27 protein-coding genes are annotated in these 24,026 nt (G+C 53.5%); 15 read left to right on the top strand and 12 right to left on the bottom strand.

Going from position 1 to position 24,026, the window contains the following annotated elements; all coding sequences use genetic code 11:
* The first annotated feature begins 15 nt into the window (after positions 1-15).
* From hslU to H8K43_RS10585, 3 genes are all read left to right on the top strand, one after another.
* Complete coding sequence (hslU, locus tag H8K43_RS10595; RefSeq protein ID WP_186903812.1) at positions 16-1,350, top strand: ATP-dependent protease ATPase subunit HslU; 1,335 nt, start codon at positions 16-18, stop codon at positions 1,348-1,350.
* Between the two features lie 215 nt (positions 1,351-1,565).
* Positions 1,566-2,090 (top strand): GAF domain-containing protein, encoded by a 525-nt coding sequence (locus H8K43_RS10590; protein ID WP_186904029.1) that lies wholly within the window; start codon positions 1,566-1,568, stop codon positions 2,088-2,090.
* A 68-nt stretch (positions 2,091-2,158) separates the two neighbouring features.
* A complete protein-coding gene (locus H8K43_RS10585) occupies positions 2,159-2,377 on the top strand; it encodes a hypothetical protein (protein WP_186903811.1) in 219 nt (72 codons plus the stop codon).
* On the opposite strand, the gene H8K43_RS10580 is transcribed toward H8K43_RS10585, so the two are convergent.
* From H8K43_RS10580 to H8K43_RS10560, 5 genes are all read right to left on the bottom strand, one after another.
* Complete coding sequence (locus tag H8K43_RS10580) at positions 2,363-3,373, bottom strand: NAD(P)H-dependent glycerol-3-phosphate dehydrogenase (RefSeq protein ID WP_186903810.1); 1,011 nt, start codon at positions 3,371-3,373, stop codon at positions 2,363-2,365. The genes H8K43_RS10585 and H8K43_RS10580 overlap by 15 nt on opposite strands.
* Before the next feature lie 120 nt (positions 3,374-3,493).
* Positions 3,494-3,943, bottom strand: a complete 450-nt coding sequence (locus H8K43_RS10575) for an SH3 domain-containing protein (protein WP_186903809.1) — start codon at positions 3,941-3,943, stop codon at positions 3,494-3,496.
* A gap of 49 nt (positions 3,944-3,992) precedes the next feature.
* Positions 3,993-4,466, bottom strand: a complete 474-nt coding sequence (secB, locus tag H8K43_RS10570; protein WP_162019101.1) for a protein-export chaperone SecB — start codon at positions 4,464-4,466, stop codon at positions 3,993-3,995.
* A gap of 208 nt (positions 4,467-4,674) precedes the next feature.
* Positions 4,675-4,941, bottom strand: coding sequence for a glutaredoxin 3 (grxC, locus tag H8K43_RS10565; RefSeq protein WP_162019102.1), 267 nt, complete (start codon positions 4,939-4,941; stop codon positions 4,675-4,677).
* Positions 4,942-4,954: 13 nt separating this feature from the next.
* Positions 4,955-5,356: a rhodanese-like domain-containing protein gene (locus H8K43_RS10560; RefSeq protein WP_186903808.1), complete on the bottom strand. Its 402-nt coding sequence runs from the start codon at positions 5,354-5,356 to the stop codon at positions 4,955-4,957.
* Between the two features lie 211 nt (positions 5,357-5,567).
* On the opposite strand from H8K43_RS10560, the gene gpmA reads away from it, so the two are divergent.
* Genes gpmA through H8K43_RS10530 form a run of 6 tightly spaced genes read left to right on the top strand, consistent with a single transcriptional unit; the run spans position 5,568 to position 11,452 of the window.
* On the top strand, positions 5,568-6,314 hold the full coding sequence (gpmA, locus tag H8K43_RS10555; RefSeq protein WP_186903807.1) for a 2,3-diphosphoglycerate-dependent phosphoglycerate mutase: 747 nt from the start codon (positions 5,568-5,570) through the stop codon (positions 6,312-6,314).
* Positions 6,315-6,320: 6 nt separating this feature from the next.
* Entirely contained in the window at positions 6,321-7,658 is a 1,338-nt protein-coding gene (locus H8K43_RS10550; protein ID WP_186903806.1) for a murein hydrolase activator EnvC family protein, read from the top strand.
* 14 nt (positions 7,659-7,672) lie between these two features.
* A complete protein-coding gene (locus H8K43_RS10545; protein ID WP_186903805.1) occupies positions 7,673-9,169 on the top strand; it encodes a S41 family peptidase in 1,497 nt (498 codons plus the stop codon).
* A 42-nt stretch (positions 9,170-9,211) separates the two neighbouring features.
* A complete protein-coding gene (locus H8K43_RS10540) occupies positions 9,212-9,973 on the top strand; it encodes a HesA/MoeB/ThiF family protein (protein ID WP_186903804.1) in 762 nt (253 codons plus the stop codon).
* Positions 9,974-10,019: 46 nt separating this feature from the next.
* Complete coding sequence (locus H8K43_RS10535; RefSeq protein WP_186903803.1) at positions 10,020-10,667, top strand: glutathione S-transferase family protein; 648 nt, start codon at positions 10,020-10,022, stop codon at positions 10,665-10,667.
* Complete coding sequence (locus tag H8K43_RS10530; RefSeq protein WP_329604512.1) at positions 10,664-11,452, top strand: spermine/spermidine synthase domain-containing protein; 789 nt, start codon at positions 10,664-10,666, stop codon at positions 11,450-11,452. Before H8K43_RS10535 ends, H8K43_RS10530 begins: the two co-directional genes overlap by 4 nt.
* A 2-nt stretch (positions 11,453-11,454) precedes the next feature.
* On the opposite strand, the gene pabB is transcribed toward H8K43_RS10530, so the two are convergent.
* Complete coding sequence (pabB, locus tag H8K43_RS10525) at positions 11,455-13,314, bottom strand: aminodeoxychorismate synthase component I (protein WP_186903802.1); 1,860 nt, start codon at positions 13,312-13,314, stop codon at positions 11,455-11,457.
* A gap of 265 nt (positions 13,315-13,579) precedes the next feature.
* Between pabB and H8K43_RS10520 the strand changes: the two genes are divergently transcribed.
* Complete coding sequence (locus tag H8K43_RS10520) at positions 13,580-14,881, top strand: sensor domain-containing diguanylate cyclase (protein ID WP_186903801.1); 1,302 nt, start codon at positions 13,580-13,582, stop codon at positions 14,879-14,881.
* Here the strand turns inward: H8K43_RS10520 and H8K43_RS10515 are convergent.
* The 5 genes from H8K43_RS10515 to argB all read right to left on the bottom strand — a co-directional run bounded on the left by H8K43_RS10515 (position 14,875) and on the right by argB (position 19,261).
* Positions 14,875-15,330, bottom strand: coding sequence for an Mpo1 family 2-hydroxy fatty acid dioxygenase (locus H8K43_RS10515; protein ID WP_186903800.1), 456 nt, complete (start codon positions 15,328-15,330; stop codon positions 14,875-14,877). The two genes, H8K43_RS10520 and H8K43_RS10515, sit on opposite strands and share 7 nt — an antisense overlap.
* A gap of 173 nt (positions 15,331-15,503) precedes the next feature.
* Complete coding sequence (gene slmA / locus H8K43_RS10510; protein WP_186903799.1) at positions 15,504-16,079, bottom strand: nucleoid occlusion factor SlmA; 576 nt, start codon at positions 16,077-16,079, stop codon at positions 15,504-15,506.
* A gap of 272 nt (positions 16,080-16,351) precedes the next feature.
* Positions 16,352-17,194, bottom strand: coding sequence for a PhnD/SsuA/transferrin family substrate-binding protein (locus H8K43_RS10505; protein ID WP_186903798.1), 843 nt, complete (start codon positions 17,192-17,194; stop codon positions 16,352-16,354).
* Between the two features lie 390 nt (positions 17,195-17,584).
* Positions 17,585-18,325, bottom strand: a complete 741-nt coding sequence (locus H8K43_RS10500) for a pyrimidine 5'-nucleotidase (protein ID WP_186903797.1) — start codon at positions 18,323-18,325, stop codon at positions 17,585-17,587.
* A gap of 3 nt (positions 18,326-18,328) precedes the next feature.
* Positions 18,329-19,261 (bottom strand): acetylglutamate kinase, encoded by a 933-nt coding sequence (gene argB / locus H8K43_RS10495; protein WP_230403863.1) that lies wholly within the window; start codon positions 19,259-19,261, stop codon positions 18,329-18,331.
* A gap of 133 nt (positions 19,262-19,394) precedes the next feature.
* On the opposite strand from argB, the gene H8K43_RS10490 reads away from it, so the two are divergent.
* From H8K43_RS10490 to H8K43_RS10470, 5 genes are all read left to right on the top strand, one after another.
* The gene (locus H8K43_RS10490; protein ID WP_186903796.1) at positions 19,395-19,955 is read left to right on the top strand and encodes a sigma-70 family RNA polymerase sigma factor; all 561 of its coding nucleotides are present in this window, start codon (positions 19,395-19,397) and stop codon (positions 19,953-19,955) included.
* A gap of 67 nt (positions 19,956-20,022) precedes the next feature.
* A complete protein-coding gene (locus tag H8K43_RS10485; RefSeq protein ID WP_230403861.1) occupies positions 20,023-20,235 on the top strand; it encodes a zf-HC2 domain-containing protein in 213 nt (70 codons plus the stop codon).
* On the top strand, positions 20,232-20,474 hold the full coding sequence (locus H8K43_RS10480) for a cysteine-rich CWC family protein (RefSeq protein WP_186903795.1): 243 nt from the start codon (positions 20,232-20,234) through the stop codon (positions 20,472-20,474). The genes H8K43_RS10485 and H8K43_RS10480 overlap by 4 nt, the downstream gene beginning before the upstream one ends.
* A gap of 52 nt (positions 20,475-20,526) precedes the next feature.
* On the top strand, positions 20,527-21,252 hold the full coding sequence (gene folE / locus H8K43_RS10475; protein WP_162019117.1) for a GTP cyclohydrolase I: 726 nt from the start codon (positions 20,527-20,529) through the stop codon (positions 21,250-21,252).
* Between the two features lie 72 nt (positions 21,253-21,324).
* On the top strand, positions 21,325-21,750 hold the full coding sequence (locus tag H8K43_RS10470; protein WP_186903794.1) for a BLUF domain-containing protein: 426 nt from the start codon (positions 21,325-21,327) through the stop codon (positions 21,748-21,750).
* 57 nt (positions 21,751-21,807) lie between these two features.
* Here the strand turns inward: H8K43_RS10470 and H8K43_RS10465 are convergent, their stop codons facing one another.
* Positions 21,808-24,015: a TonB-dependent receptor plug domain-containing protein gene (locus H8K43_RS10465; RefSeq protein ID WP_186903793.1), complete on the bottom strand. Its 2,208-nt coding sequence runs from the start codon at positions 24,013-24,015 to the stop codon at positions 21,808-21,810.
* Positions 24,016-24,026: the final 11 nt, after the last annotated feature.

Below are 24,026 nucleotides of genomic sequence, written 5' to 3'. Positions count from 1 at the left end.
CAGACAGGAAAAAACATGAATATGACACCACAGGAAATCGTGTCCGAACTGGATAAACATGTCGTCGGACAGGGCAAGGCCAAACGTGCAGTTGCCATCGCCTTGCGTAACCGCTGGCGTCGTCAGCAGGTGCAAGAGCCGCTGCGCCACGAAATCACACCAAAAAATATCCTGATGATAGGCCCGACCGGCGTCGGCAAAACCGAGATCGCACGTCGTCTGGCCAAGCTGGCAGATGCACCGTTCATCAAAATCGAAGCCACTAAATTTACCGAAGTCGGCTACGTGGGCCGCGATGTGGACACCATCATCCGCGATCTGGTCGATATCGGCATCAAACAAACCCGCGAATCTGCAACCCGCAAAGTCCGCCTGCGCGCAGAAGACGCGGCAGAAGACCGCATTCTCGACATCCTGCTGCCACCGGCACGTGATTTCGGCATCCATCCGGAAGGTGAACAGAATGCTGGCGATAACAGCACCCGTCAGACTTTCCGTAAACGTCTGCGTGAAGGCGCACTGGACGACAAAGAAATCGAGCTGGAAGTAGCAGAACCGGCAGCGCAAATGGAAATCATGGCGCCACCTGGTATGGAAGAAATGACCGAACAGATTAAAACCATGTTTTCCGGCATGGGCAGTGGTCGAAAAAAAGCACGCAAACTCAAGATCAAAGAAGCCTTCAAACTGCTGATTGAGGAAGAAGCAGCCAAACTGGTCAATGAAGAAGAGCTGAAACAGGAAGCCATCCGTAATGTGGAACAGAACGGCATCGTATTCCTGGATGAAATCGATAAGATCGCTTCACGCTCGGAAACTGGCGGTGGTGAAGTATCGCGCGCCGGCGTACAGCGTGATTTGCTGCCGCTGGTGGAAGGAACTACGGTCAATACCAAGTACGGTATGATCAAAACCGACCATATTCTGTTCATCGCCTCCGGTGCCTTCCATCTGGCCAAACCCTCAGATCTGATACCAGAGTTGCAGGGGCGCTTCCCTATCCGGGTTGAGCTGGAATCCTTATCCATCGCGGACTTTGAACGCATACTGACCAGTACGGATGCCTGCCTGACCCGTCAGTATCAAGCCCTGCTGGCCACCGAGGATGTGCAAATAGAATTTACGCCGGAAGGTGTGGAACGTCTCGCAGGCATCGCCTTTTCCGTCAATGAAACCACGGAAAACATTGGTGCGCGCCGTTTATACACTGTGATGGAAAAGCTGCTGGAAGAGATTTCTTTTGATGCACATCAGAATTCCGGCACAACCATCAGCATTGACGCAGCTTATGTCGAAGCGCGGCTGGGCGCCTTGTCGGTTGATGAAGACTTGTCCCGCTATGTGTTATAAGCTTCAGGCAGAACAGGATGGCCAATAAGGCGCTGGCAACGCGTCAGAGAATGCGGCACAGGGTTGAGCCGTCTCAGCTGGCGCCGCGTCACCATGTGGCGCGGCCAGCGCAGAAAAGCCATCCCGCAGCAACACGCTTAGTACCTAAAACCGTCGGTAAGTTAACTGCCTTGCTGACGACATTTCATTCAACATCTTCCACTACCGGGATACCTATGTTTGAAACCTCCGCAGCCAGTGACCAACCTGACTACGACCTGCTGAACAAACAGCTTGCCAGCATACTGGAAGGCGAACGCGCACTGATGACGAATGCTGCGCAATTTTCTGCGCTGATTTTTAACAGCATCAGCGATCTGAACTGGGCAGGCTTTTATTTCTGCAGCGAAGCCAAAACTCCAACTCAGGAAAAGCCCTGTGATTTATTACTCGGCGCTTTCCAGGGCAAGGTAGCCTGTGTACGCATTCCTTTCGGTCGCGGTGTGTGTGGCTCGGCAGCGCAAGAACGCAAGACTTTCCTGGTACCGGACGTGCACGCATTTCCTGGCCATATTGCCTGTGATTCCGCATCAAACTCAGAGATCGTGATTCCTGTGATTAAAGATGGCAAGCTGTATGGCGTACTCGATATCGACAGCCCGCGTCTGGCACGCTTCAATGCAGAAGATCAGGCAGGTCTGGAAAGCATGCTGGCTGCGTTCGTAGCAGCAACCGACTTCAGTTCACTGCCATCCGTCTGAGTCCGATTGCGACAAACAGCACTGGAATTTTCCCGGGCTGACTTCTACACTGCTTGCAGGAGGAAGCCATGCCCGGATGCCGACACCGCAAAACCCGCAGAAAACATCTGCAGCCACTGAGACGGCGCGATATCACCACACGTATGCTGGTCGATATCGGGATTCATTATGCAAGCATACTCGGCACCGAACTGGCGGCCGTGTTTCTGCGCCGGCAAGCGATACCGGAAGCGGTCATCAGCCGGGTACTGCTACTACCCGCTGCCAGGGTCTCACACCGGTTTTGAACTGATCTCATGTTTGGCGTCACGCGCCATTAACTGACGTATCATTTGCTGCGCCGGAACCTGATCAAACAAGACACTGGCAACCGCATTGGTAATTGGCATCTCTATCGCCAGACTGGCTGCCAATGTACGCACTGCCTGTGCGCAACGCACACCTTCCGCCACATGTCCCAGCTCTTCAACGATCACAGCCAGGCTTTTGCCCTGTGCCAGAGCGAGCCCGACTTTGCGATTGCGTGACAAATCGCCAGTGCAAGTCAGTATCAGGTCGCCCAGGCCGGTCAGACCAACCAGGGTTTCCGAACGCGCACCGAGTGCCACGCCGAGCCGGGTAATTTCCGCCAGACCGCGGGTAATCAGTGCAGCACGCGCATTCAGCCCCAGCCCCAGGCCATCGGCCACACCGGTAGCAATCGCCAGTATATTTTTGACGGCACCACCAACTTCAACGCCGACCAAATCATCACTGGAATACACCCGCATCGCATTCACATGCAAAGCCTGCACCACACGCTGACACAAATCCTGTGATTTGGACGCAATCGTGAGCGCACATGGCAAGCCCTGTGCTACTTCCTGCGCAAACGAGGGGCCAGACAAGGCACCCAACTGACATTCCTGACCCAGTATCTGTTCCGCCACCTGATGCGGCAACAACTGCGTGCCTTCCTCAAAGCCTTTACATAACCAGACCACACGCTGCGGCCGGTGCAGCTTGCATGCCTCCAGCGTGGGACGCAGACCTGAAACCGAAGTCGCGATGATCAACAAGCCATCCGGCCCGCTGGCATGCGCGATTGCCGCATCAAAATCAGCGGTCAGCTGTAAAGACTCCGGCAATGGATAGCCGCGCAGATAATGGGTATTCTCGCGCTGCTCCAGCATGGTTTGCATGGCTTGCGGACTTCTGCCCCACATCAGAACCTGATTTTTCGCGGTCAGCGCAATCGCGACCGCAGTTCCCCAGGCACCGGCACCTAAAACGCTGATATTCATGTGCTATCCAAATGAAAAATAATGATGTCCGGGGACATGAGGCAGATAAAAAAAGGACAGCATGCTGTCCTTTTTTATCTGCTACACACCGCCTGGACGGGTTTGCGAACAGTCCCGGAATTATAAACCCCAGACCTCGCTGACTTTAACAAATCCCAGCTGACCATCGCGATGTTTGACTTTCACCCAGCCGGCAGTGGCAGGTTCAGCCATTTCCAACAATACGTGCTTATCTGCGCTGAATACCAGCGCAGCGCTCTCATCGGCTGCAGCACGCACTTTCGCATTCGCGACCCGTATCACCAGATGACGACGTGCGATTAAATCTTTGCTTTCTATCCAGCTCAACTCACCGGATGCATCACGCACCTTACTCCAGGCACCCGACGTGAACACGACTTCAACTGGCATACCACGCGGAGCGACCGCCAGTTTCCCGCCTTTAACCGAGGGCGCATCATACATCACCACCGGAGCCGCACCCACGGAACGGAATTCCAGCGCATGCGCCAGTCCAACAGACAGCAGCGCGGTCAAAGCGATCAGGTAACGGGGAATGTGTGCAGACATAGCAGGCTTCAAACAATTGAGCCTGGTCAGACCAGGCTCAAAACAGCGATTACTGGATAGTTGCCGGTGCTTCAGCAGCGTTGGCTTGTTCTGCAGCAATTTGCAGACGTTGTGCGTAGAACGATTCGAAATTGATTTCAGACAGGTGGATCGGTGGGAAACCGGCACGTGTGATCGCATCCGCTACGTTGGAACGCAGGTAAGGATAGATGATGTTCGGGCAACCGATACCCAGCAGAGGATCGAGCTGATCTTCAGGGATATTGCGTGCTTCGAAAATACCAGCCTGTTTGCCTTCAACCAGGAATGCTACTTTTTCGCCAATTTTTGCAGTGACTGTGACTGTAACTGTGGCTTCGTAGATGCCATCAGCCAGTTTTTCAGAGCCTACATCGAGGGAAACTTCGATGCCTGGGTTTTGCTGTTCCAGGAAAATAGCTGGAGAGTTAGGCTGCTCAAGCGACAAATCTTTCAGATAAACGCGTTGAATTTGGAATACGGGCTGCAGATTTTCGTCAGACATGTGAGACTTTCTTAATTTCTAAAAGATTAATAATGAACAGCGAGACGCCTAGGTCTGTTGAAAAGCTTGATCTCCATCTCTTCCCAACGAGCCACAGATAAGGCCGTTTCCGACCATTTCAAGATCGCGCGCAGCTATTGTAGCAAGTAGACTGCAAATTCAGCAATTTGCAGTACAAACATGAAGAAAATCTTGCAAAAACTGCTTTTTAAGTCGCAGGATTCAGCAAACCATCCAATTTACCCGCGCGGTCGAGTGCGGACAAGTCGTCAAAGCCACCCACATGGGTGTCGCCGATGTAAATCTGCGGCACAGTGCGACGTCCGGTCTTCTGCATCATCGCTTCACGTACTGCCGGATCAAGATCAACCCGGATTTTTTCGATGTCATCCACGCCCTTGGATTTAAGCAGACGTTCTGCCATGGTGCAGTAAGGGCAAACTGCAGTGCTGTACATAGTGACTTGAGGTTTCACAGTATTCTCCAGATCATTTAGTGATAGGCAAGCCCTGCTCACGCCAGGCATTCGTGCCACCTTCCAGGCTGAATACCTGGGTAAAACCTGCTTTTGCCAATACGGAGGCTGCGCTGGCTGAACGCACACCGGAAGCGCAGACAGTGATCACCACCTGATTCTTAGATTTTTCTATCTCTTTCAGGCGATTAGCCAGATCAGGCAAAGGAATATGCTTCGCATTCGGCAAATGACCAGCCGCAAATTCTTCAGCATTTCTGACATCCAGTATCAGCGTTTTACCCTGATTGATGTACTGCGTCGCCTGCAGCTGTGTTACTTTTGCACCACGGCGCTGCAACATAGGAAAAAACAAAGCGCCACCGGAAATCAGGGCGATGCCAATCAGAAAAATATTATCAATAATGAATTTCACAGGTTTCCAGTAGTAAAAATGGTTATCAGAAGCGCGTCATTATAAAATAGATGGCGACGCTGCATATTATTCCAGATATGCATCACGAAAACAGCGCCTGATTCCAGTTCGGCTCATCAAGCTGAACCGCCCCTGCCACCGGGCTGAGCACAGGCTTTTTTCGTGATGCTTTTCTTTTTTATTATTTGACGAACTTTCACTCACTGACATCATGTACAAAATTGTTCTCATGCGCCATGGCGAATCCACCTGGAATCTGGAAAACCGTTTCACCGGCTGGACCGACGTTGATCTGACACCAAAAGGCGTGGCAGAAGCTGCCCAGGCTGGCAAACTGCTTAAGGAAGCGGGTTACACTTTCGATCTGGCTTACACTTCGGTACTGAAACGTGCGATCCGCACCCTGTGGGGCACACTCGATGCAATGGACATGATGTGGCTGCCTGTGGTCAATGACTGGCGTCTGAATGAGCGTCACTACGGCGCCCTGCAAGGTCTGAACAAAGCTGAAACAGCTGCCCAGTATGGCGATGAGCAAGTGCTGGTATGGCGCCGCAGCTATGACACACCGCCTAACCCACTGGCCGCTGATGATGCGCGCACCTCTTTCCATGACCCACGTTATGCAGGCCTGGGCCGTGCTCAAATCCCGCTGACTGAGTGCCTGAAAGACACCGTCGCACGCGTGATGCCAGCCTGGGACGACAGCATTGCACCCGCCATCCGCGCCGGTAAAAAGATCCTGATTTCTGCCCATGGCAACAGCCTGCGTGCACTGATCAAAATGCTGGACGGTATCAGCGATGATGACATCGTCAATCTGAATATTCCGAACGGACAGCCACTGGTCTATGAACTCGACGCAGATCTGAAACCGATACGCCACTACTATCTGGGCGACCAGTCTGCAATTGAAGCAGCGCTGAATGCCGTTGCCAGCCAGGGTAAAGCCAAGTAAGTACGGATGCGTCAGACCACACTTTTATGGGCTTGTGCGTTGCTGTGCCTGTCACTGGCAGGCGGCAGCGCATCCGTGTCGGCGGCAACGCCGACGCGCGCGCAGCAAAAATCAAAAGCTGAAGCGGATCGTGCAGAATTACAGCAGCAGCTCAAGGCACTGAAAACCGATATCAACAAAACGGAAAATGCCAAAGATCACGCAGAAGATGCACTGGCTGAATCCGAAAAGGCGATTTCCGAAGCGAATCGTTCCTTGCGCGATCTGCAGCAGGAACAAGCCGACACTGAAACCAGATTGAAACAACTGACAGAGCAGCAGCAAGCTCTACAGGCGCAAGTCACGCGGCAAAAAGAGCAGTTGTCCAGCTTCCTCAAACGTCAGTATATGCATGGCGACAGTGATCGCCTGAAACTGCTGCTGTCCGGCGACAATCCCAACCGCATCAACCGCGATCTGCAATACATGGGCTATGTGTCGCAAACTCAGGCCAAAATGATAGAAAGCCTGCGCAGCAGTATGAAAGCAGTTGAGCAGAATACCAAGGAAGCACAACAGGCGAAACAAGAGCTGGACGAAATCGCCGAAGAAGAAAAAGAACATAAAGCGGCGCTGGAAAAACAAAAGAAAAAACATGCCGGCCTGGTCGTTCAGTTGTCGGATAAATTACACGCACAAAAAAAACAGGCGGACAGCCTGCAAAAAGATGAACAAAGGCTCAGCAATCTGGTCTCACGTCTGAATCAGTTAATTGAAGAACAGGCCAAAGCTGAAAAAGCGCGCGCCGAGCAGGAAGAAAAACAGCGCCAGGAAAGAATCGCAGCACAAAAAGAAAAAGCCAGACTCGCTGCGCTGGAGAGCAAAAAAACCGGTAAACCAGTCGTAGTGAAACCGGCTGAACCGGAAGAGCCGCCCAAGCAGGCTAAGTCTAATCTGCCGCCAGCCGGTGAATTTGACAGGCTCAAAGGACAAATGCGCCTGCCGGTCAAAGGCGATATTCTGGCGAAATTTGGCAGCCGCCGCGGTGATGGACCTAGCTGGAAAGGCTTATTCATCAAGGCTGGCGAAGGCGCAGAAGTGCGCGCCGTAGCACCGGGTAAAGTGATTTTTGCCGATTGGTATAAAGGCTATGGCAATATGGTGATCGTCGACCACGGTGATTCCTATATGAGTATCTATGGCAGCAATCAGTCCGTATTAAAACACGTTGGTGATACCGTGAAGGCTGGCGATGTGATTGCCAGCGCAGGTAACAGCGGCGGTAATGAAGAATCAGGTTTATACTTTGAGATCCGTCATCAGGGACGGGCATTTGATCCGCTGAACTGGATCGTCGTTAAATAGGCTTTAGGTGAAACATGGGCAGCAAATTTAAGAATTTCGGTCTTATCGGCCTGGGCATGGTAGCTGGCGTAGCCGTCTCCATGCAATTCTCCGCATTGGCACAAAAAAATGCGGGAAGCCCACTTCCTGTGGAAGAAATGCGCCAGCTGGCCGATGTGTTCGGCCTCATCAAAACCGACTATGTGGAACCGGTCAGCGACAATAAACTGCTGACTGAGGCCATTTCCGGCATGGTCGCCTCGCTAGACCCGCACTCAGCTTATCTGGACAAGAAAGCATTCAAGGAATTAAAAGAAGGCACCCAGGGCAAATTCGTCGGACTGGGTATCGAAGTAGGGATGGAAGATGGCTATGTCAAAATCGTGTCGCCAATTGAAGACTCACCGGCTTACCGCGCTGGCCTGAAACCAGGCGATCTGATTACCCGCCTCGATTCACAAACGGTCAAAGGACTGACGCTGGATGAAGCCGTTAAAAAAATGCGCGGCGAACCCAATACCAAGATCACGCTGACCATTGCACGCAAAGGCGAAGATAAACCTATCGTCGTCACCATTACGCGCGAGCTCATCAAACAACAGAGTGTCAAAGCCAAACTGGTGGAACCGGATTACGCCTGGGTGCGTATCGCACAGTTCCAGGAACCAACGGTCGAAGACATGTCTAAAAAAATCCAGGCCTTGTATGCGCAAAACCCGCATATTAAAGGTCTGATCCTCGATTTGCGCAATGACCCGGGCGGCGTGCTGCCAGGTGCGATTGGTGTTTCAGCCGCCTTCCTGCCTAAAGACGTGGCGGTAGTATCCACCAATGGTCAGCTGGCTGATCAGAAAGCGACCTATTATGCAAAACGTGAATTCTACGCTGGCCGCACAGCTTCTGATCCTTTAGCCAAACTGCCGGACGCGATCAAACAAGTGCCTATGGTGGTGCTGATCAATACCGGCTCTGCGTCGGCGTCTGAAATCGTGGCTGGCGCCCTGCAGGATTACAAGCGCGCGACCGTCATCGGTACACAAAGCTTCGGTAAGGGCTCGGTACAAACCATACGCCAGATTTCTGCTGACACTGCAGTCAAGCTGACCACCGCACGTTATTACACACCGAATGGCCGCTCTATTCAGGCCAAAGGCATCGTGCCGGATCTGAACGTGGAAGAAACCGCAGAAGGCGATGGCCTGAACAGCTTCCGCTCACGCGAAGCCGATCTGCAAAAGCATCTGAGCAATGACAAGGAAAAAGAAAACACCCGTCCTAAGGTCGATGAGCTGGAAGAAGAGCAACGTCTGATCGCGCTCGCGAAAAAAGTCAAACCGCTGGAATACGGCAGCAAGGAAGACTTCCAGTTAGCGCAGGCACTGAATCATCTGAAAGGTTTGCCAGTTAAAGTCACCGAACCGAAAGACAGCAAAGACGGTGACAAGGCGGCGGATAAATCAGATAAATCAGATAAATCCGATAAAGCTGACAAGTCAGCTAAAGACGCAAAAACCGACACGAAGAAAAAATAATCCGCTTCAATCAGGCCGCCCGGTGCGGCCTTTTTTTATCCTATGAATGACCAACAACTGCTGCGCTACTCGCGCCATATTCTGCTTGAGCAGATAGGCATAGAAGGGCAACAACGACTATTAAATGCGCATGCACTGATCATCGGTGCCGGTGGTCTGGGTTCACCGGCCGCACTGTATCTGGCCAGCGCGGGCGTAGGCCACATCAGCATCGTCGATCATGACGAAGTCGATCTGACTAATCTGCAAAGACAGATACTGCACAGCACAGCGCGCGTCGGCATGCCCAAAGTGGAATCAGCCCGTCTCAGCCTGCAGCAAATTAATCCCGATATTCAGGTTTCCGCATTACAGGAAAAAGCAGACGCAGCACGCCTGTCTGAACTGATTGCTGCCGCTGACGTAGTACTCGATTGCAGTGATAATTTCGCGACCCGTCATGCGGTGAATCAGGCTTGCGTACAGCATGGCGTGGCGCTGGTGTCGGGCGCGGCAATAGGCTTTGATGGCCAGATCAGCGTGTACCAGCCAGCGCTCCCGGCATCGCCCTGCTATGCCTGCGTCTTTCCGCCTGACCAGCAATTTGAAGAAGTGCTGTGTTCACAAATGGGTGTATTCGCACCGCTGGTCGGCATCATAGGCACCATGCAAGCCGCTGAAGCATTGAAACTGCTGTTACAGATAGGGCAGACTTTGCAGGGGCGATTGCTATTGCTCGATGCCATGAGCATGCAATGGAATAGCATCAGTATGCAGCGCGACCCCGAATGCTGCGTATGCGATGCCAGACACCGCAAAGATTAAGACTGCAGATCCGCCACCACAAATTCGCTCACACGAAAGGAACATCATGTACACCTTGTACTACAGCCCCGGCACTGCCAGCATGCTGGTCCACCTGATGCTGCTGGAAACCGGTGCGGCGCATCGTTTACAGCTGGTCGATATCGACAAACAGCAGCAAAAAGATCCGGCCTATCTGCGTCTGAATCCCAACGGGGTAGTACCGACTCTGGTGCTGGATGAACAGCCATATACCGAAGCTGCAGCAATCGCCATGCTACTGGCAGAGCGCCACCCTGAAAGTGGTTTGGCACCGGTGCGCGGCACGGTCGCCTATGATTTATGGCGTCAGTGGATGCTGTCGCTCAGCCATAATCTGCAAGCCAGTTTCCGGCTTTGGTTTTATCCGCAAGAGCTGGGCCATGCCAGCCATCCGGAAGTGCTGAGTCAGGCGATACAAAAAAAAATCGCGCGCATCTGGGATCAGCTCGACCAGCATTTGAGCCAGCAGGGTCCGTATTTACTCGGCGAGCAATTCACTAGCGCCGATCTGTATCTGACCATGCTGATGCGCTGGTCGCGCAATATGCCGCATCCTGCGACAGAATGGCCAGCTTTACGCGCACTGACTGCACGTGTGGTACAGCGCCCTGCCTGGCAGCGCATGATGGAAATTGAAGCGGTTGATCCCTGGCCCAGGGACCTTCAGTCGTGAGCGGCGCTGAACAAGCTTACCGGCAGGAGCAGCTGGAATCCGCACCGGCCGTCACCATCCAGGAACACTTAGGCGTACGCACCTTGCATCTGTCATCGGATGCGATACAAGGTGCAATGCGGCTCGCTATGCCGAATCAGATAGAGCTGGAATATGTGCAGCAAATGATGATGTGGCTGCTGTTTCGCGAGCAGGCTGCCCATGTTGTACAACTGGGACTGGGAGCCGCGGCGCTGACTAAATTCTGTTATCACCAGTTCCCGCTTAGCCGGGTCACAGCGGTGGAACTGAATCCAGCCGTCATCACAGCCTGCCGCCAGCATTTCCGTTTGCCGCCAGATGATGAACGGCTGCAGGTACTGAACATGAATGCGCTGGATTACGTGAGCGATCCTGCTCATGCGGGCAGTGTCGATATCCTGCAAGTGGATTTATACGATGCGGCAGCGGAAGCACCTGCCTTATCCAGCCCGGCCTTTTATCAAGCCTGTGCCGATACCCTGAGTGCAGACGGTATGCTGACTGTCAATCTGTTTGGTAATCCGCGCAATTACCGGCAAAACTGCGATGCCAATATCGCGGCCTTGGAACAGGCCTTTGATGCGGTGGTCTGGCTGCCTATCGTGCATGATGCCAATACCATTGCACTTGCATTCAAACAGGCGCCGGTGGTGGATTTCGACGCTCTGTATGAACGTGCACTCGAGATCCGTATGCAGACTAAGCTGCCAGCCGCCAAATGGGTCAAAGGCTTGCAAGCCTGGATGGCCGACGTCAGTGCTTAACTTCAGTGCTGAACTTCTGCCGATATCAACTGCACACTGAATGCACCGCGCAAGGCATTACACAGCATAATATGCGTGGCGCGCTGCAGATCAGCGCGTGTCAGCGTTTGTTCACGCGCCGCCAGCTGCACGTCCTCCAACAATACACTGCGCATCACGCCGGGTAAGAGGCCATCCTGTAACGGTGGCGTCAGCCACTGACCATCGATACACAAGAACACATTGCTGCGCCCGCCTTCGGTCAGGTGACCATGCTGGTTAAAAAACAGCATATCAAACGCACCCTGCGCTTCTGCCGCCTGCCAGGCCTGATCATAAATCTCGCGGCAGCTGGTTTTATGCCTGAGCAGTAACTGATCCGACTGCATCACATGGGGCGAAATTAAGACCTTAGGCGCGTCTGGCAAGGGACTCAGCGCTGCGCTGTTGATACTCCAGCTGCCATCCGGCTGTAACTGGAATTTGACCCTGTGTGCACAGGCAGGCGCCAACCCGGCGCAAGCCTGTTCCAGCGCCTGCTGCCAGCCGGCCAGATCCTGTGCGATACCAAAGTAAGCTGCGGAATGTTGTAAGCGCTGCAGATGCCGTTGCAGATGACGTATGCCCTGCTCGCGCGTGGCATGCATGGTTTCGAACAGCGCCAGCGGTGCCTGCAAACCGGTCAGGAAACGTGCCTTGAGCTGGCATTCGGCAAATTCCTCAGTCGCCACGCTGTCATACACAATACCTGCGCCCACGCCCATCACACTGCGCCGTATCTGCCTGCCCTGCTGCAGTTCAGGCGGCGCAAGCTGGAGCGTGCGAATAGGTACCGACAGGCAGAAGTCACCGATTGCCTGGCTGGCTGAGGGTGGATCAAACCAGCCTATCGCACCAGTGTAGATGCCGCGTGCCTCCGTTTCCAGTTCGCGGATAATCTGCATGGTGCGACGTTTGGGGGCGCCGGTGATGGAGCCGCAAGGGAATAAAGCTGTCAGCACTTCAGTCAGCGCAAGCCCGCTGCGCAGCTGTGCCTGTATGGTGGACGTCATCTGCAACACGCTGGAAAAGCGGTTCACTTCAAACAAACGCGGTACAGTTACGCTGCCGGTTTCTGCGATACGACCCAAATCATTACGCAGCAAATCCACGATCATCAGATTTTCAGCGCGGTTTTTGCTGTCCGCTGCGAGTTCAGCGGCAATCTGCGCATCGCGCGTCGCGTCCCCCGTCGCTGCAGCAGTGCCCTTCATAGGACGTGCCAGCAATTGGCCCTCCTGATGGCGGATAAACAGTTCCGGCGACATCGATAAGATCGCACCGCCATCGGGCAAGCGTATCAGCGCGCCGTACGGTACCGGCTGGCGTGCACGTAGCCGCTGATACAGCGCCAGCGGCTCACCAAAACTGTCAAAATGCAGGCGGTAAGTGTAATTCACCTGATAGGTGTCACCGGCACGAATGTAATCCTGCACCTGCGCAATGGCTGCGCTAAAGCTGGCCTCGTCCACATTAGCGCGGATTCCCGCGATCCCCGCCACATCGCGGCTTTCCGGCTGTTGCTGCAGCCAATCCTGCACTTGTTGTGAGGTCAGGCGCAGACAAGCGGAAAACAGCAGGATGCGCGACAGTGGTGCCTGTTCGCGTGCGGCGATACCGTGTAATTCTGCGCCGGTTTCGTACGACAGCAGACTGACCGCATACAAGCCCTGCTGCAAAGCCTGCTCCAGCTGCTGCAGAAACAGCGGCCAGCTGGCCGGGTCGCGGCATTCAAGCACGCTATGCAGTGTGTGATACAAACGGGAATCTGCTTGTGCAGATTGCGCATCATCGAGCAAAGCAAAACAGCTGGAGGCAGAAACGGCAGCTAACACAGGATTCATGGGGAGGCTAGTGGTGGTCACGGCTAAGAAAAATCTGAAAAGTGGTACGCAGTTTACCTGCAGTTGGCCGATTGTGCAGCGCTGCCGGCGGCATCCGTCAGCGAGAATTTGACGCCAATCCGATAAGGGAAACTACGGAGTGAGGTCATTTTTACAAATGATCATGTGACAGAGAAACCACAGCAAGGTATATTGCGCACGCAATTGCCAAATCAGCGCATTGCTTAACAGCCATAATACAGTTACCGCCCTACCAGAGTTTCACATGAATATACTTCCCTTCGGATTACCAGTCGGACAGAAGCTACTCCGCTACAATCTGATCTATACCATCAGCGCAGCGCTGGCCGCATTGTTCAGTATCAGCCTGGTCAGTGCCGCTTTGATGCAGCAGCATATGCGGGAAGAATTTCTGTTAACTGCGAAAACGCTGGCCAGCAATCTGTCTGACAGCATCATTACCGGTGATTTGCGCGGGGTACAGAATCTGACGCTGAATGCCGCCCATGATAAGCGCATGCTGTCGATCGCCGTCTTCAATAGAGACGGTGCCGCCATCGTCGCGTGGGACAAGGGCAATCTGCTGAACCCGGATGGGATGAAGACCGTGGAGCTGAGTACAGAGAGCGAATTGTCGGCTCAGCTGACGACCATGACGATACGCACCCCGGTACAGGATTCGGTCGATGTACGCGGCCACCTGTATGTCGAAATCAGTCAGACAGCACTCTACCTGCATCTGCTGCTGATCCTGCTGGCCGGCCTGCCGTTTGCATTGGCCAGCGCTTTGGGTGCTGCTTATCTGCTGACCAAAAAACATCTGCAGGCCTTGCAACCCGTCGCCGATCTGGCCTCAGTCTTAGAAAAATCTGCCACACTGAATGACTACAGCCTGCGCGCACCGGCCGACCGGATACGCGACTTTGGCAGCTTGCATACCCATTGCAACCTGATGCTGGCAAGGATGGAAAGCTGGGAATCCGATCAGCATGCGGAAGCCAGAGAAAGACGCGATATGGAAAACCGTATCAGCATCCTTGAGAATCACGACAGCCTGACCAAGCTGCCCAACCGGCATTATTTCCACAAACTGATTACCAATTGCGTGGAAGAAGCGATCAGCAATAATGAGATGATGGCGCTGATGTTTATCGACCTTGATCAGTTCAAAACGATTTCGGATAAGCTCGGATATGACGTCTGTGATCAGGTATTGATTGCCATGTCTGAGCGTCTGATGGAGGTGTTGCGTAATACCGATACCCTGTGCCGGGTCGGGGCTGATGAATTCGCAGTGATTTTGCCAGCTGCTGGCCCGCTGGATACCGTGCGTCAGCTGGCGGAACGTCTGCTGCAGGCCTTGCGCCGGCCACTGATACTGAATGGCAGTTCACTGCTGATCACAGGCAGTATCGGTATTTCCTGCTGCCCTTTACATGCACATGAACAGCGTCTGTTCCTGCGCAATACTGACCTGGCATTGCAGGCAGCAAAAGCTGCCGGCCGCAATACCTGGCGCCTGTATGACCCGAACAGCACGCTGCCAGACGGAGAAACAGCTCAATAACTGATACCGAGACGACGGTACAACAATCCCAGTACAAACAAGGGACCCACCAGCAAAAACCGCAGGTCATCGAAAAACGAAGGTTTTTTTCCTTCTATACGATGACCGATAAACTGTCCGATCCAGGCCAGCACAAAGACGGCGAGTGAAATTTGCCAGACGCCCTGCTGCGGCAATTGCTGCAATACAGCCAGCATCACAGCCGACATCAGCAACATCCCCAGCGCAAAATGGGTAGATAAAGAAAAGTAGTAAATCAGGCTGGTCATCACCATCGCATAGGCTGCGAGCGGATGCAGCGCCCAGATCAGGCCCAGCAAGGAAAATACGATAGCCGGTACGCAGACACAGTGTATTAATTCATTGGTGGGATGCAGATGACTCTCTGCGTATTTGCTGAGCAGTACATCGATTTGACGCCGTTTGGCGGGTAGTCCTGTGGTTTCCATGTTGTCTCCTGATATGCCCGTCTGTGCAGGTTTGATCTTGAAATACGAAACATTGCCTGTTTTTCAGGCAATGTGCACGATCATACTGGGGAATCGGAAACTACAGGGAGAAAAGATTTCATGCAACGCAACATGACACAAAGCAGGACCAGCTTTGTGTCTGCGGCTGAAACTCAGTGTAATAAGATGGCGATCTGTAATGCAGCGCCCTCGGTCGGGGAGTGTTTAAAGCCAGTTTTGGCGTAGCGTAACCAGCGTCCGAACACCAGGCTGGTCAGCATGCTGGCACGCGCAGCAGCTTCTGCATCAGCGATCTTGCCCTGGCTGACGGCAATCCGCAAAGCCTGGCGGAATGCCATTTCTATGCGGTCTGCAAACTGATTCATCCTGGCCTGCAAACGCTCATCTTCATTGACCAGCGCATCACCGGTCAGCACCCGGGTCATGCCCGGATTTTTTTCTGCAAAGTTCAGCAACATCTGGGCAATTGCCTGTGCCTGCAGAATGCCCTCTTCCTGCTGTTCAGTAATCTGATTGATGAGTCCAAACACCGAAGCTTCGATGAATTCAATCAGGCCTTCAAACATCTGGGCCTTACTCGCGAAATGGCGATACAGTGCCGCTTCCGACACCGCCACCCGGGCAGCTAAGGCCGCCGTAGTGATTTTCTCGCCTTTCGGATTTTCCAACATTGCTGCCAGCGTCTGCAAAATCTGTAGTTTACGCTCGCCGGGTTTGGTACTAGCCATTTTTCTCTGATCTGTTTAACTGGGTACTAAATGTACGAAGAACATGCATGCACCGTTAAGATGCATGCATGTTCAGCTGCTCCGCTACTTGCTCCGGCAACCGGTGCTGCCATCTGTAGCTGGCAGCATGAATCAAGCAGGGTTCCAGATTCTATGTGAAACCCACGGTCTGTGTGAAGCAATCTTGCAAACTTTAATTTTCCTGCGGCACTTGACAGCGCAGAATACCGCCAGATCCGGCAAATTTTCAGCGTGCCACCTTCAGACTTAGCTTAGCGCAGGCTGTAGCGACGGTAAGCATTGACGTACAGCTTAGGATCCACATCCACTACATTCTGAACACGGATATTCTGCAACACGGCTTTGTGTTCTGCATTATTCATCATACTCATGACTGCCATGCGTAACTGATCCACCTGCTCATCACCCATTTTCTTATTGGCTAACATCACCCAAGGAGCGGTTTTTTCGCCATCGGCCAATACCACGTTGCCAGCGGCGGTCAATTTGGCAAACACTGTTGCGTCGGTTCTGACTACACCAACATCGGCCATTTTATTGTCGAGCGCAAAAGGAATAGTTGCCTGCAAATTCACGTTATACACGGTCAATGCTTCCGGGTTAACGCCCATCGCGCTCAACATGCGCAGCGCTTCACGCGAGATTTCACTATCGGCTGGTGGCATCGCGAAACGCAGCTTCTTTAATTCTTCGGGCGACTTAAAATGCTTCTTCAGACTGGCAGGTCCTATCAGTACAGTCTGACTTTTTATGCCGGAATCCAGACCAACCACGGTGGTATAGCCCAGCGTCTGTATCGCCATACCCGCTACTGCATTCGGACGCGCAATCAGGATATCAGCCTGGCGCAGAGGATCCGCATCATACTGACGGGATGGCGACAAACCAGATACCTGAACTTCGCGTTTCAGATAAGTGCTCAACACGCTGGCCAGTTGCTGGTATTTACGTGTGCTGTAATCGGAATCGCCACTGCTTGAAGTACCTTCCTGCACCACCATGCGCAGTGCCGGTGCCGCATTGACCAGTAAAGGTACGGAGGCACACAGAACTAACAGGCTGGCGGACAGGGATTTAATTAAGTTTAATTTCATCGTCTCAATAAATTTAAAAAAAATGGGCCACGCCCGGTCAGGAATACCGGGCGAGGTCGGATAATCAGGAGAATCAGCGTTTTGCGCGTAGGCGTACAGCGGGTCTGCAATTTGCAGCTAGGTGATTCTGAGGACAGCCGCAGTAACACGACAACGATGTTGAGGCCAGGGGTCGTCCGTGCTTGGTTTTTCCTTGCCGGAACAAATTTGCGTCTGTCCAGTCTGAATTTGATATTTCCACATGGAAACTTACAGCAGGGATTTTAAGGGATAAATCAAGCTTCTGCTCAAAATTTAAGCATTTTATTGTCACATGTCTGTTATAAGCTTAGTGTATGACTGTAACAAATGTTATCAGTGTCATTTCTGACAAGACATTAAAAAATAATACTACATGCGCCCCACAGCACGTAGTAAATGCCGGACCGACGCATAGCGGTAATCAATACAGGCAGCGCGATGCTTGGCAGGCGGGCGCTGTTGCTGCTGCCGCGGCACATAGCCATGCAACAGCACTGTCTTCAGCCCCTCGCGCTTGGCGGCACGCAGATTGTCGACACTGTCTTCGACCAGGATGCAGTCACGCGCAGACCAGCGATGTCTGGCCAGCAAACGACGTAAAAAAGGGCGGGATGGCTTGGGTTGCAGCTTGCCATGCACACGCATGGACTCGACCGCGATATGGTGAGAAAAATGCTTATGCAGCTTCAAATGCTGCAGCACCTGACGCGCATACTGCTGCGGCCCATTGGTCAGCAGGATTTTGTGGCCAGGCAGCGCACGCAGGCGGCGCGCCAGCCCACGTTCGGCACGGATCATGGCAGGCAGATCATCGAACTGATGGGCTTGCTGTAAAAACTCTTCGGCCCTGACGCCATAATGTCTGACCATGCCCAGCATGGTCACGCCATAGCGCTGGTAATACAACTGGCGTAAGGCGTTGACACTGGCTTCGTCGTCCGGCTGGCCGGCAGCGCCCAGTACACGGGCGATGCAGGCATTCATATTACGGTTAATCTGCGGGAAAATCGCATGCGAGGCATTGTGCAGCGTATTGTCCAGATCGAATAACCAGATGCGGCGCCGCGCAGATCCTGTGCTGCGCAAGGCCGCTTGCCGGACTACCAGCATGGCTTAGTGGCTGCGGATCATGGTACCGAACGCCTGTTCGGTCAATACTTCCAGCAACAGTGAGTGCTCGATACGGCCATCGATAATGTGGACTGTGTTCACGCCGGATTTGGCGGCATCCAGTGCCGAGGAAATCTTAGGCAGCATGCCACCGGAAATGGTACCGTCAGCGAACATCTCATCGATTTCACGCGCAGACAAATCCGTTACCAGATTACCCTGTTTATCCAGCACGCCAGGGATATTGGTCATCATGATCAGTTTTTCTGCCTTCAGGATTTCCGCGATCTTACCGGCCACCAGATCGGCATTGATGTTATATGCCTGACCGTCTTCACCGAAACCGATAGGGGAAATAATAGGAATGAAGGCATCATCCTGCAGCGCTTTGACAACGGCCGGATTGATCGCGTCGATTTCACCGACATAACCGATATCGAGCATTTCACCCGGATTTTCACGGTCAGGCATCATCATCTTACGTGCACGGATCAGGCCGCCATCCTTACCGGTCAGACCTACTGCCTGGCCGCCGTAATGATTGATCAGCATCACGATATCCTGCTGCACTTCACCGCCCAGTACCCATTCCACCACTTCCATGGTTTCTTCGTCGGTGATACGCATGCCCTGAATAAAGGTTCCTTGCTTACCCATCTTTTTGAGCGCATTGTCGATCTGTGGGCCGCCGCCATGCACCACTACCGGATTCATACCGACCAGCTTGAGCAAAATCACATCACGTGCAAAGCCATGCTTCAGACGCTCTTCTGTCATGGCGTTGCCACCGTATTTCACGACGATAGTTTTACCGTGGAATTTACGGATATACGGCAGCGCTTCTGCCAGAATTTCTGCTTTAATAGCAGGTTCAACACCAGCTAATTTATCGATAGGTGCGTTGGGTGCAGCCGCGTTTGGGTTCAAATCGCTCATAATGACGGTATCCTGAATATCATGAAGGGTAGGAACTCTGTTGACCGGGTAGCCTGATACGAGTTCTTGTTCGCCCCGAATTTTACAGGAAACTTCTGCTTAACCTGACGCAAATTCTGAAATCGCCGCCATCATGCCTCTGACCCGTCTGCATCAACAATTAGAAGAATTACGTCCGGCCTTGCTGCGCTTTGCTTTTTTACAATTGCGACAGGAAGCCGCCGCCGAAGATGCGGTGCAGGAAGCGCTGCTCGCGGTACTGGAAAAACCGCACAGCTATGCCGGACAATCCAGTCTGCGCACCTATGTGACCGGCATCCTGAAATTTAAGATCATCGACCATTTACGCGCCTTACAGAAGGAAAACCGGCTGGAGACCAATGAAGACGCGGATGACAGCGATCTGATCGACCAGCTGTTTCTGGCCAACGGACATACGGTATCGCAGCCGCAAGCCTGGGCACGCCCCGACAGCGAGCTGGAACAGAAGGATTTTTTCCGCGTGCTGGAAGCCTGCCTGGAAAAACTGCCGGAAAAAACGGCCAGAGTTTTCATGATGCGCGAGTGGCTGGAACTCGATACCGAAGAAATTTGTAAGGAATTGGGCTTAACTGCGTCTAATCTGTGGGTAGTGCTGTATCGCGCCCGGCTGCGCCTGCGTGAATGCCTGGATCTGAACTGGTACGCCAGCTAAAGCGCAGCCCTCAACATTGCATAGATTATTCACTCGTCCCTAACTACTAACAAAAGATAAGCAAGCCATGCGTATCCTGCTCAGTTGCAAACAAGCGCATCAATTGGTGTCTGAAGGCATGGACCGGCGTCTGCCGTTTTCCGCACGTACCCGCCTGCAGCTCCATCTGTCTATGTGCAAGGCATGTACCAATTTCAATCAACAGATGCAAAGCTTAAGGCATGCCATGCGCGAATTGCCCAAACATCTGGGCGCTGATCAGCGTCAGGATCCGCCATGAGCCAGTGTGCACGTTGTGCTGAGCCGTTCACCTGCGCCATGGCCGACCAGACCGGGCAGGATTGCTGGTGTGTGAGCCTGCCCGCCATCGATGCCGACAGCCTGCAAATTCTGGCGGCACGTGGCCTCAGCAGTTGCCTGTGTCCGCGCTGTCTGCCACAGCTGCTGCAGGAGTTGAAAGAACAGCAGGAAATGCAGCAACAACAGAAAGCGCAAGCGGAAAAAACACAAACAGATTAATTCAGTTACCATACGCGCTCTGGCAAATCGGCCTTCCTGATAGGAATTCAGTATGTCTAACGAGACCCCCATCGCTCCCAACGCAACGATCGCTTATAAAGCGGTCAATATCCCTGTGTCGCAGCGCATACGCGAGCGCATCGTCGCCAGCAATACGCGCTTTCACGCCAACGACAATATCGCGCGCTTCATCGAGGCTGGCGAACTGGCTGAACTGCAGGCAGAGGTAGAAGAAAAAATGCGCGCCGTGCTGCAAAGCCTGGTGATCGATACCGAAAGCGATCACAACACTCAGGATACCGGACGCCGTGTCGCCAAAATGTTTATCAATGAAGTGTTCGGTGGCCGCTATGTGCCTATGCCATCCGTCACCGAATTTCCGAATGCCTCGCATCTGAATGAGCTGATGATCATCGGCCCGATCACCGTGCGCAGCGCCTGCTCACATCACCTGTGCCCCATCATCGGCAAGGTCTGGATAGGTGTGATGCCGAATGAGCATTCCAATCTGATCGGCCTGTCCAAGTACGCGCGCATCGCCGAATGGATCATGAGCCGTCCACAGATTCAGGAAGAAGCAGTCGTGCAACTGGCCGACACGCTGCAGGAAAAAATGCAGCCGGATGGTCTGGCGGTGGTGATGGAAGCCGATCACTTCTGCATGCACTGGCGCGGTGTGAAGGATTCCGAATCCAAAATGATTAACAGCGTGATGCACGGTTCCTTCCTGAAAGACCCGAATCTGCGCCGTGAATTCTTATCGCTGATCAAACGCTGAATCTGTTGCGCCTGATACCGTACTTATGCGCTGATCCACTCTATTCCACGCTCAACCAGACAGGGAATTATCATGCTAGTCCGTTTGTTATACGCCAGCCGTCCGACCGAAACCAGTCCCTGCGACCTGGTGCAATCGATCTTGCAAGCTTCACGCACCCATAATCCGGCGCATGGCATCACCGGCGTGCTATGCCATACCGATCAGGTATTTATTCAGGTATTGGAAGGCGGCCGCGAAGCGGTCAACGCGCTGTACGGCCAGATTCTGAAAGACACTCGCCACAAAGATGTTATGCTGCTCGATTATGAAGAAATCCAGGAGCGCCGCTACCCAAGCTGGACTATGGGTCAGGCCAATATGGCGCGTATCAATCCATCTACCGTGCTCAAATACTCGCCACTGCCGGTGCTGGACCCGTACACCATGTCCGGCAAAATGCTGTTATCGCTGATCGATGAATTGATGGCGACAGCGTCTATCGTCGGGCGTACCTGAGTTTCTTCAAACATAGTCAACAAGGCTGCCTGCGGGCAGCCTGTTTTTTTAAGCGAATTACAAACGGAACTCGCCACGCAGACTCAAACGCAGATGGCTGCTGCTCAGGCTGCGCGTCTCCAGCGTCCCTGCACTGGTCTGGTAACGGCTAATGCCGGTCCTGTCCTGCGCCAGCAGATTATCCAGATTCAGAACCAGCTTGGCATTGCGGTTCACAGTCCAGGCGGCGGTCATGGCGAGCGAAGTCTGATGTGAGGTGTAGGTCGTGCGGCTGAGGTTATTGCGCAACCAGTCACCCGGCAGCCAGCTCGCATCCAGATCCAGCCGCAAGGGCAGGCTGGCAGCGTTATAGCTCAGGCCCAGCTTGGCGCGCCATGGCAGGCTGCCATCGACCCGGTTATCTGGTCCCGGCCAGTCTTTCAATTCAGAACGGGCCCAGCCCAGATTGCCACGTACTTCAAGTTTCGGCGCGTCGGCCTGCCAGTCTTTCAGGCCCAGGCGCCAATCCAGATTCACGCCGGTCACATCGGCGTCGCCCAGATTGGCTGGCCGTTGTACCCAGCGTGGCACATTTGCCCAAGCGACTGGCAGCAATAACAACTCCGTGCCGGTTTTGCCATGAATCTGACGCTGATAGGCTTCCAGCGTCAGCTTACTGTCACCTTTCAGATGCTGCTCATAGCTGACATTCAGCGCCAGTGCACGTTCCGGACGCAAGGCTGGATTGCCGCTACTGTCCGCCGTATCGATGCTATTGCCAGCGCAACCGCTGGCGGGTGTGCAGGCGGCCAGTGGATTCACAGATGGCTTTAACAGCAAGGCATCCGCATCCGGTTCACGGAAACTGCGCGCCAGCGATATGCGAAACTGGCTCTTTGGGTCATGCTCCAGTTTTTTTGCCAGGTGTAACGAGGGAGAAAGCACGCGATAGCGCGACTGACTGGCACCTGAAACTTCCTGCGCCTCACTCAACTGATCCGCCAGCGACACGCCGGCATTCAGCGCCAGCAAAGGGGACACGCGCCAGTCATCCTGCACAAACACGCGCCGCTTTTGCGTCCATTGGCTGATTTGGCTGCCCAATGCCACCAGGCTGGTATCGGGCAAACCATTCAGGCGGTACAGCGTCACAGGCTCGCGGTGATTTTGCTGCAACTCCAGCCCCGCACGCAGGCGATGTCCACCACGCAGTGTTTTGCGCTGGGTCAGCGACAACAACCAGTCATAATTGATCTCTTGCGCACTTTGTTCACGCAAGGCGCTGCTGCCGTTATTGCTACCGTTATTGCTGGTGATGCTTTCCTGCTCCAGCCTGCGCTGCTCATTACTGATCACATTCCGCGACCAGCGCAGATTGAATTCCGACTCACCCCAGTCTTCATCTTCACGCTGCCAGTTCAGGGGCAACATCAGACCGGACAAGCCAGAGCTAGCCTGTCCCTGCACTTGCCAGTGACGTCCGTTTTGCCATTGCCGCGCTTCCTCTTTATCGTTCCAGGTCTGCACATGCCCGAAATTGGGTTTGAAGCTGGCGCTGCCATGCTCCAGCTGCAGCACCATTTCCGTGCTTAAGCTGACATACTGATTGCGATCCCAACGCGTACGCTGAGCCTGATATTGCGGGAGTACGCCGCTGCCATTGCTCAGCACTTGCTGCTCATTGCCGCTGCTACGCCGCTCGCTTTGTCCTGCAGTCAGATTGAGCGTACTGCTGAATGGACTGGCTGCTTCAGATTGACTAAGTGTCCACGATCCGTTCAGCCCCGGCGAAGCACCATCGGCACGCATTTGTAGCGAGGCAGTTTGCTGCTGTTGGCGCACATGCTGGCGCAACACGACATTGATCGTTCCCGCAATACTGAATGGCCCATTCTCAGCCGTGGTGGATTTGCTGATTTCTATGCGCTCGACTTCACTGAGGTCGAGCGACATCACATCCCTGCCGGACGGTGGCAAACCATTTACCAATATCTGGGTGTAGCCAGGCAAACCCAACAAACCCGGCTTGCCATCTTTACCTATCGTGACCGCAGGCTCTTTTTTTAACAGCTCATTCACATTCTGCACACCGCTGTCCACGATCTGCTTGCGACCGATAATGATTTTTGCCGCAGCAAAATCACGACTGGCTTCATCCTGCGCCGCATTGACCACAACCTGCTGTGTGCCACTCGGCGCCGGTACTGCAGTCTGCGCATAAGCAACACTGACGAAGGACAAACCAAGCACACCAGCCAGCGCCGGAACGACTTTCACACCTGTCATGCTCCTGCTCC

The sequence above is a fragment of the Cognatundibacterium curvum genome, assembly GCF_014284235.1.
Classification (GTDB): domain Bacteria; phylum Pseudomonadota; class Gammaproteobacteria; order Burkholderiales; family Burkholderiaceae_D; genus Undibacterium; species Undibacterium curvum.
This window is presented reverse-complemented; position numbering and strand designations above follow the sequence as displayed.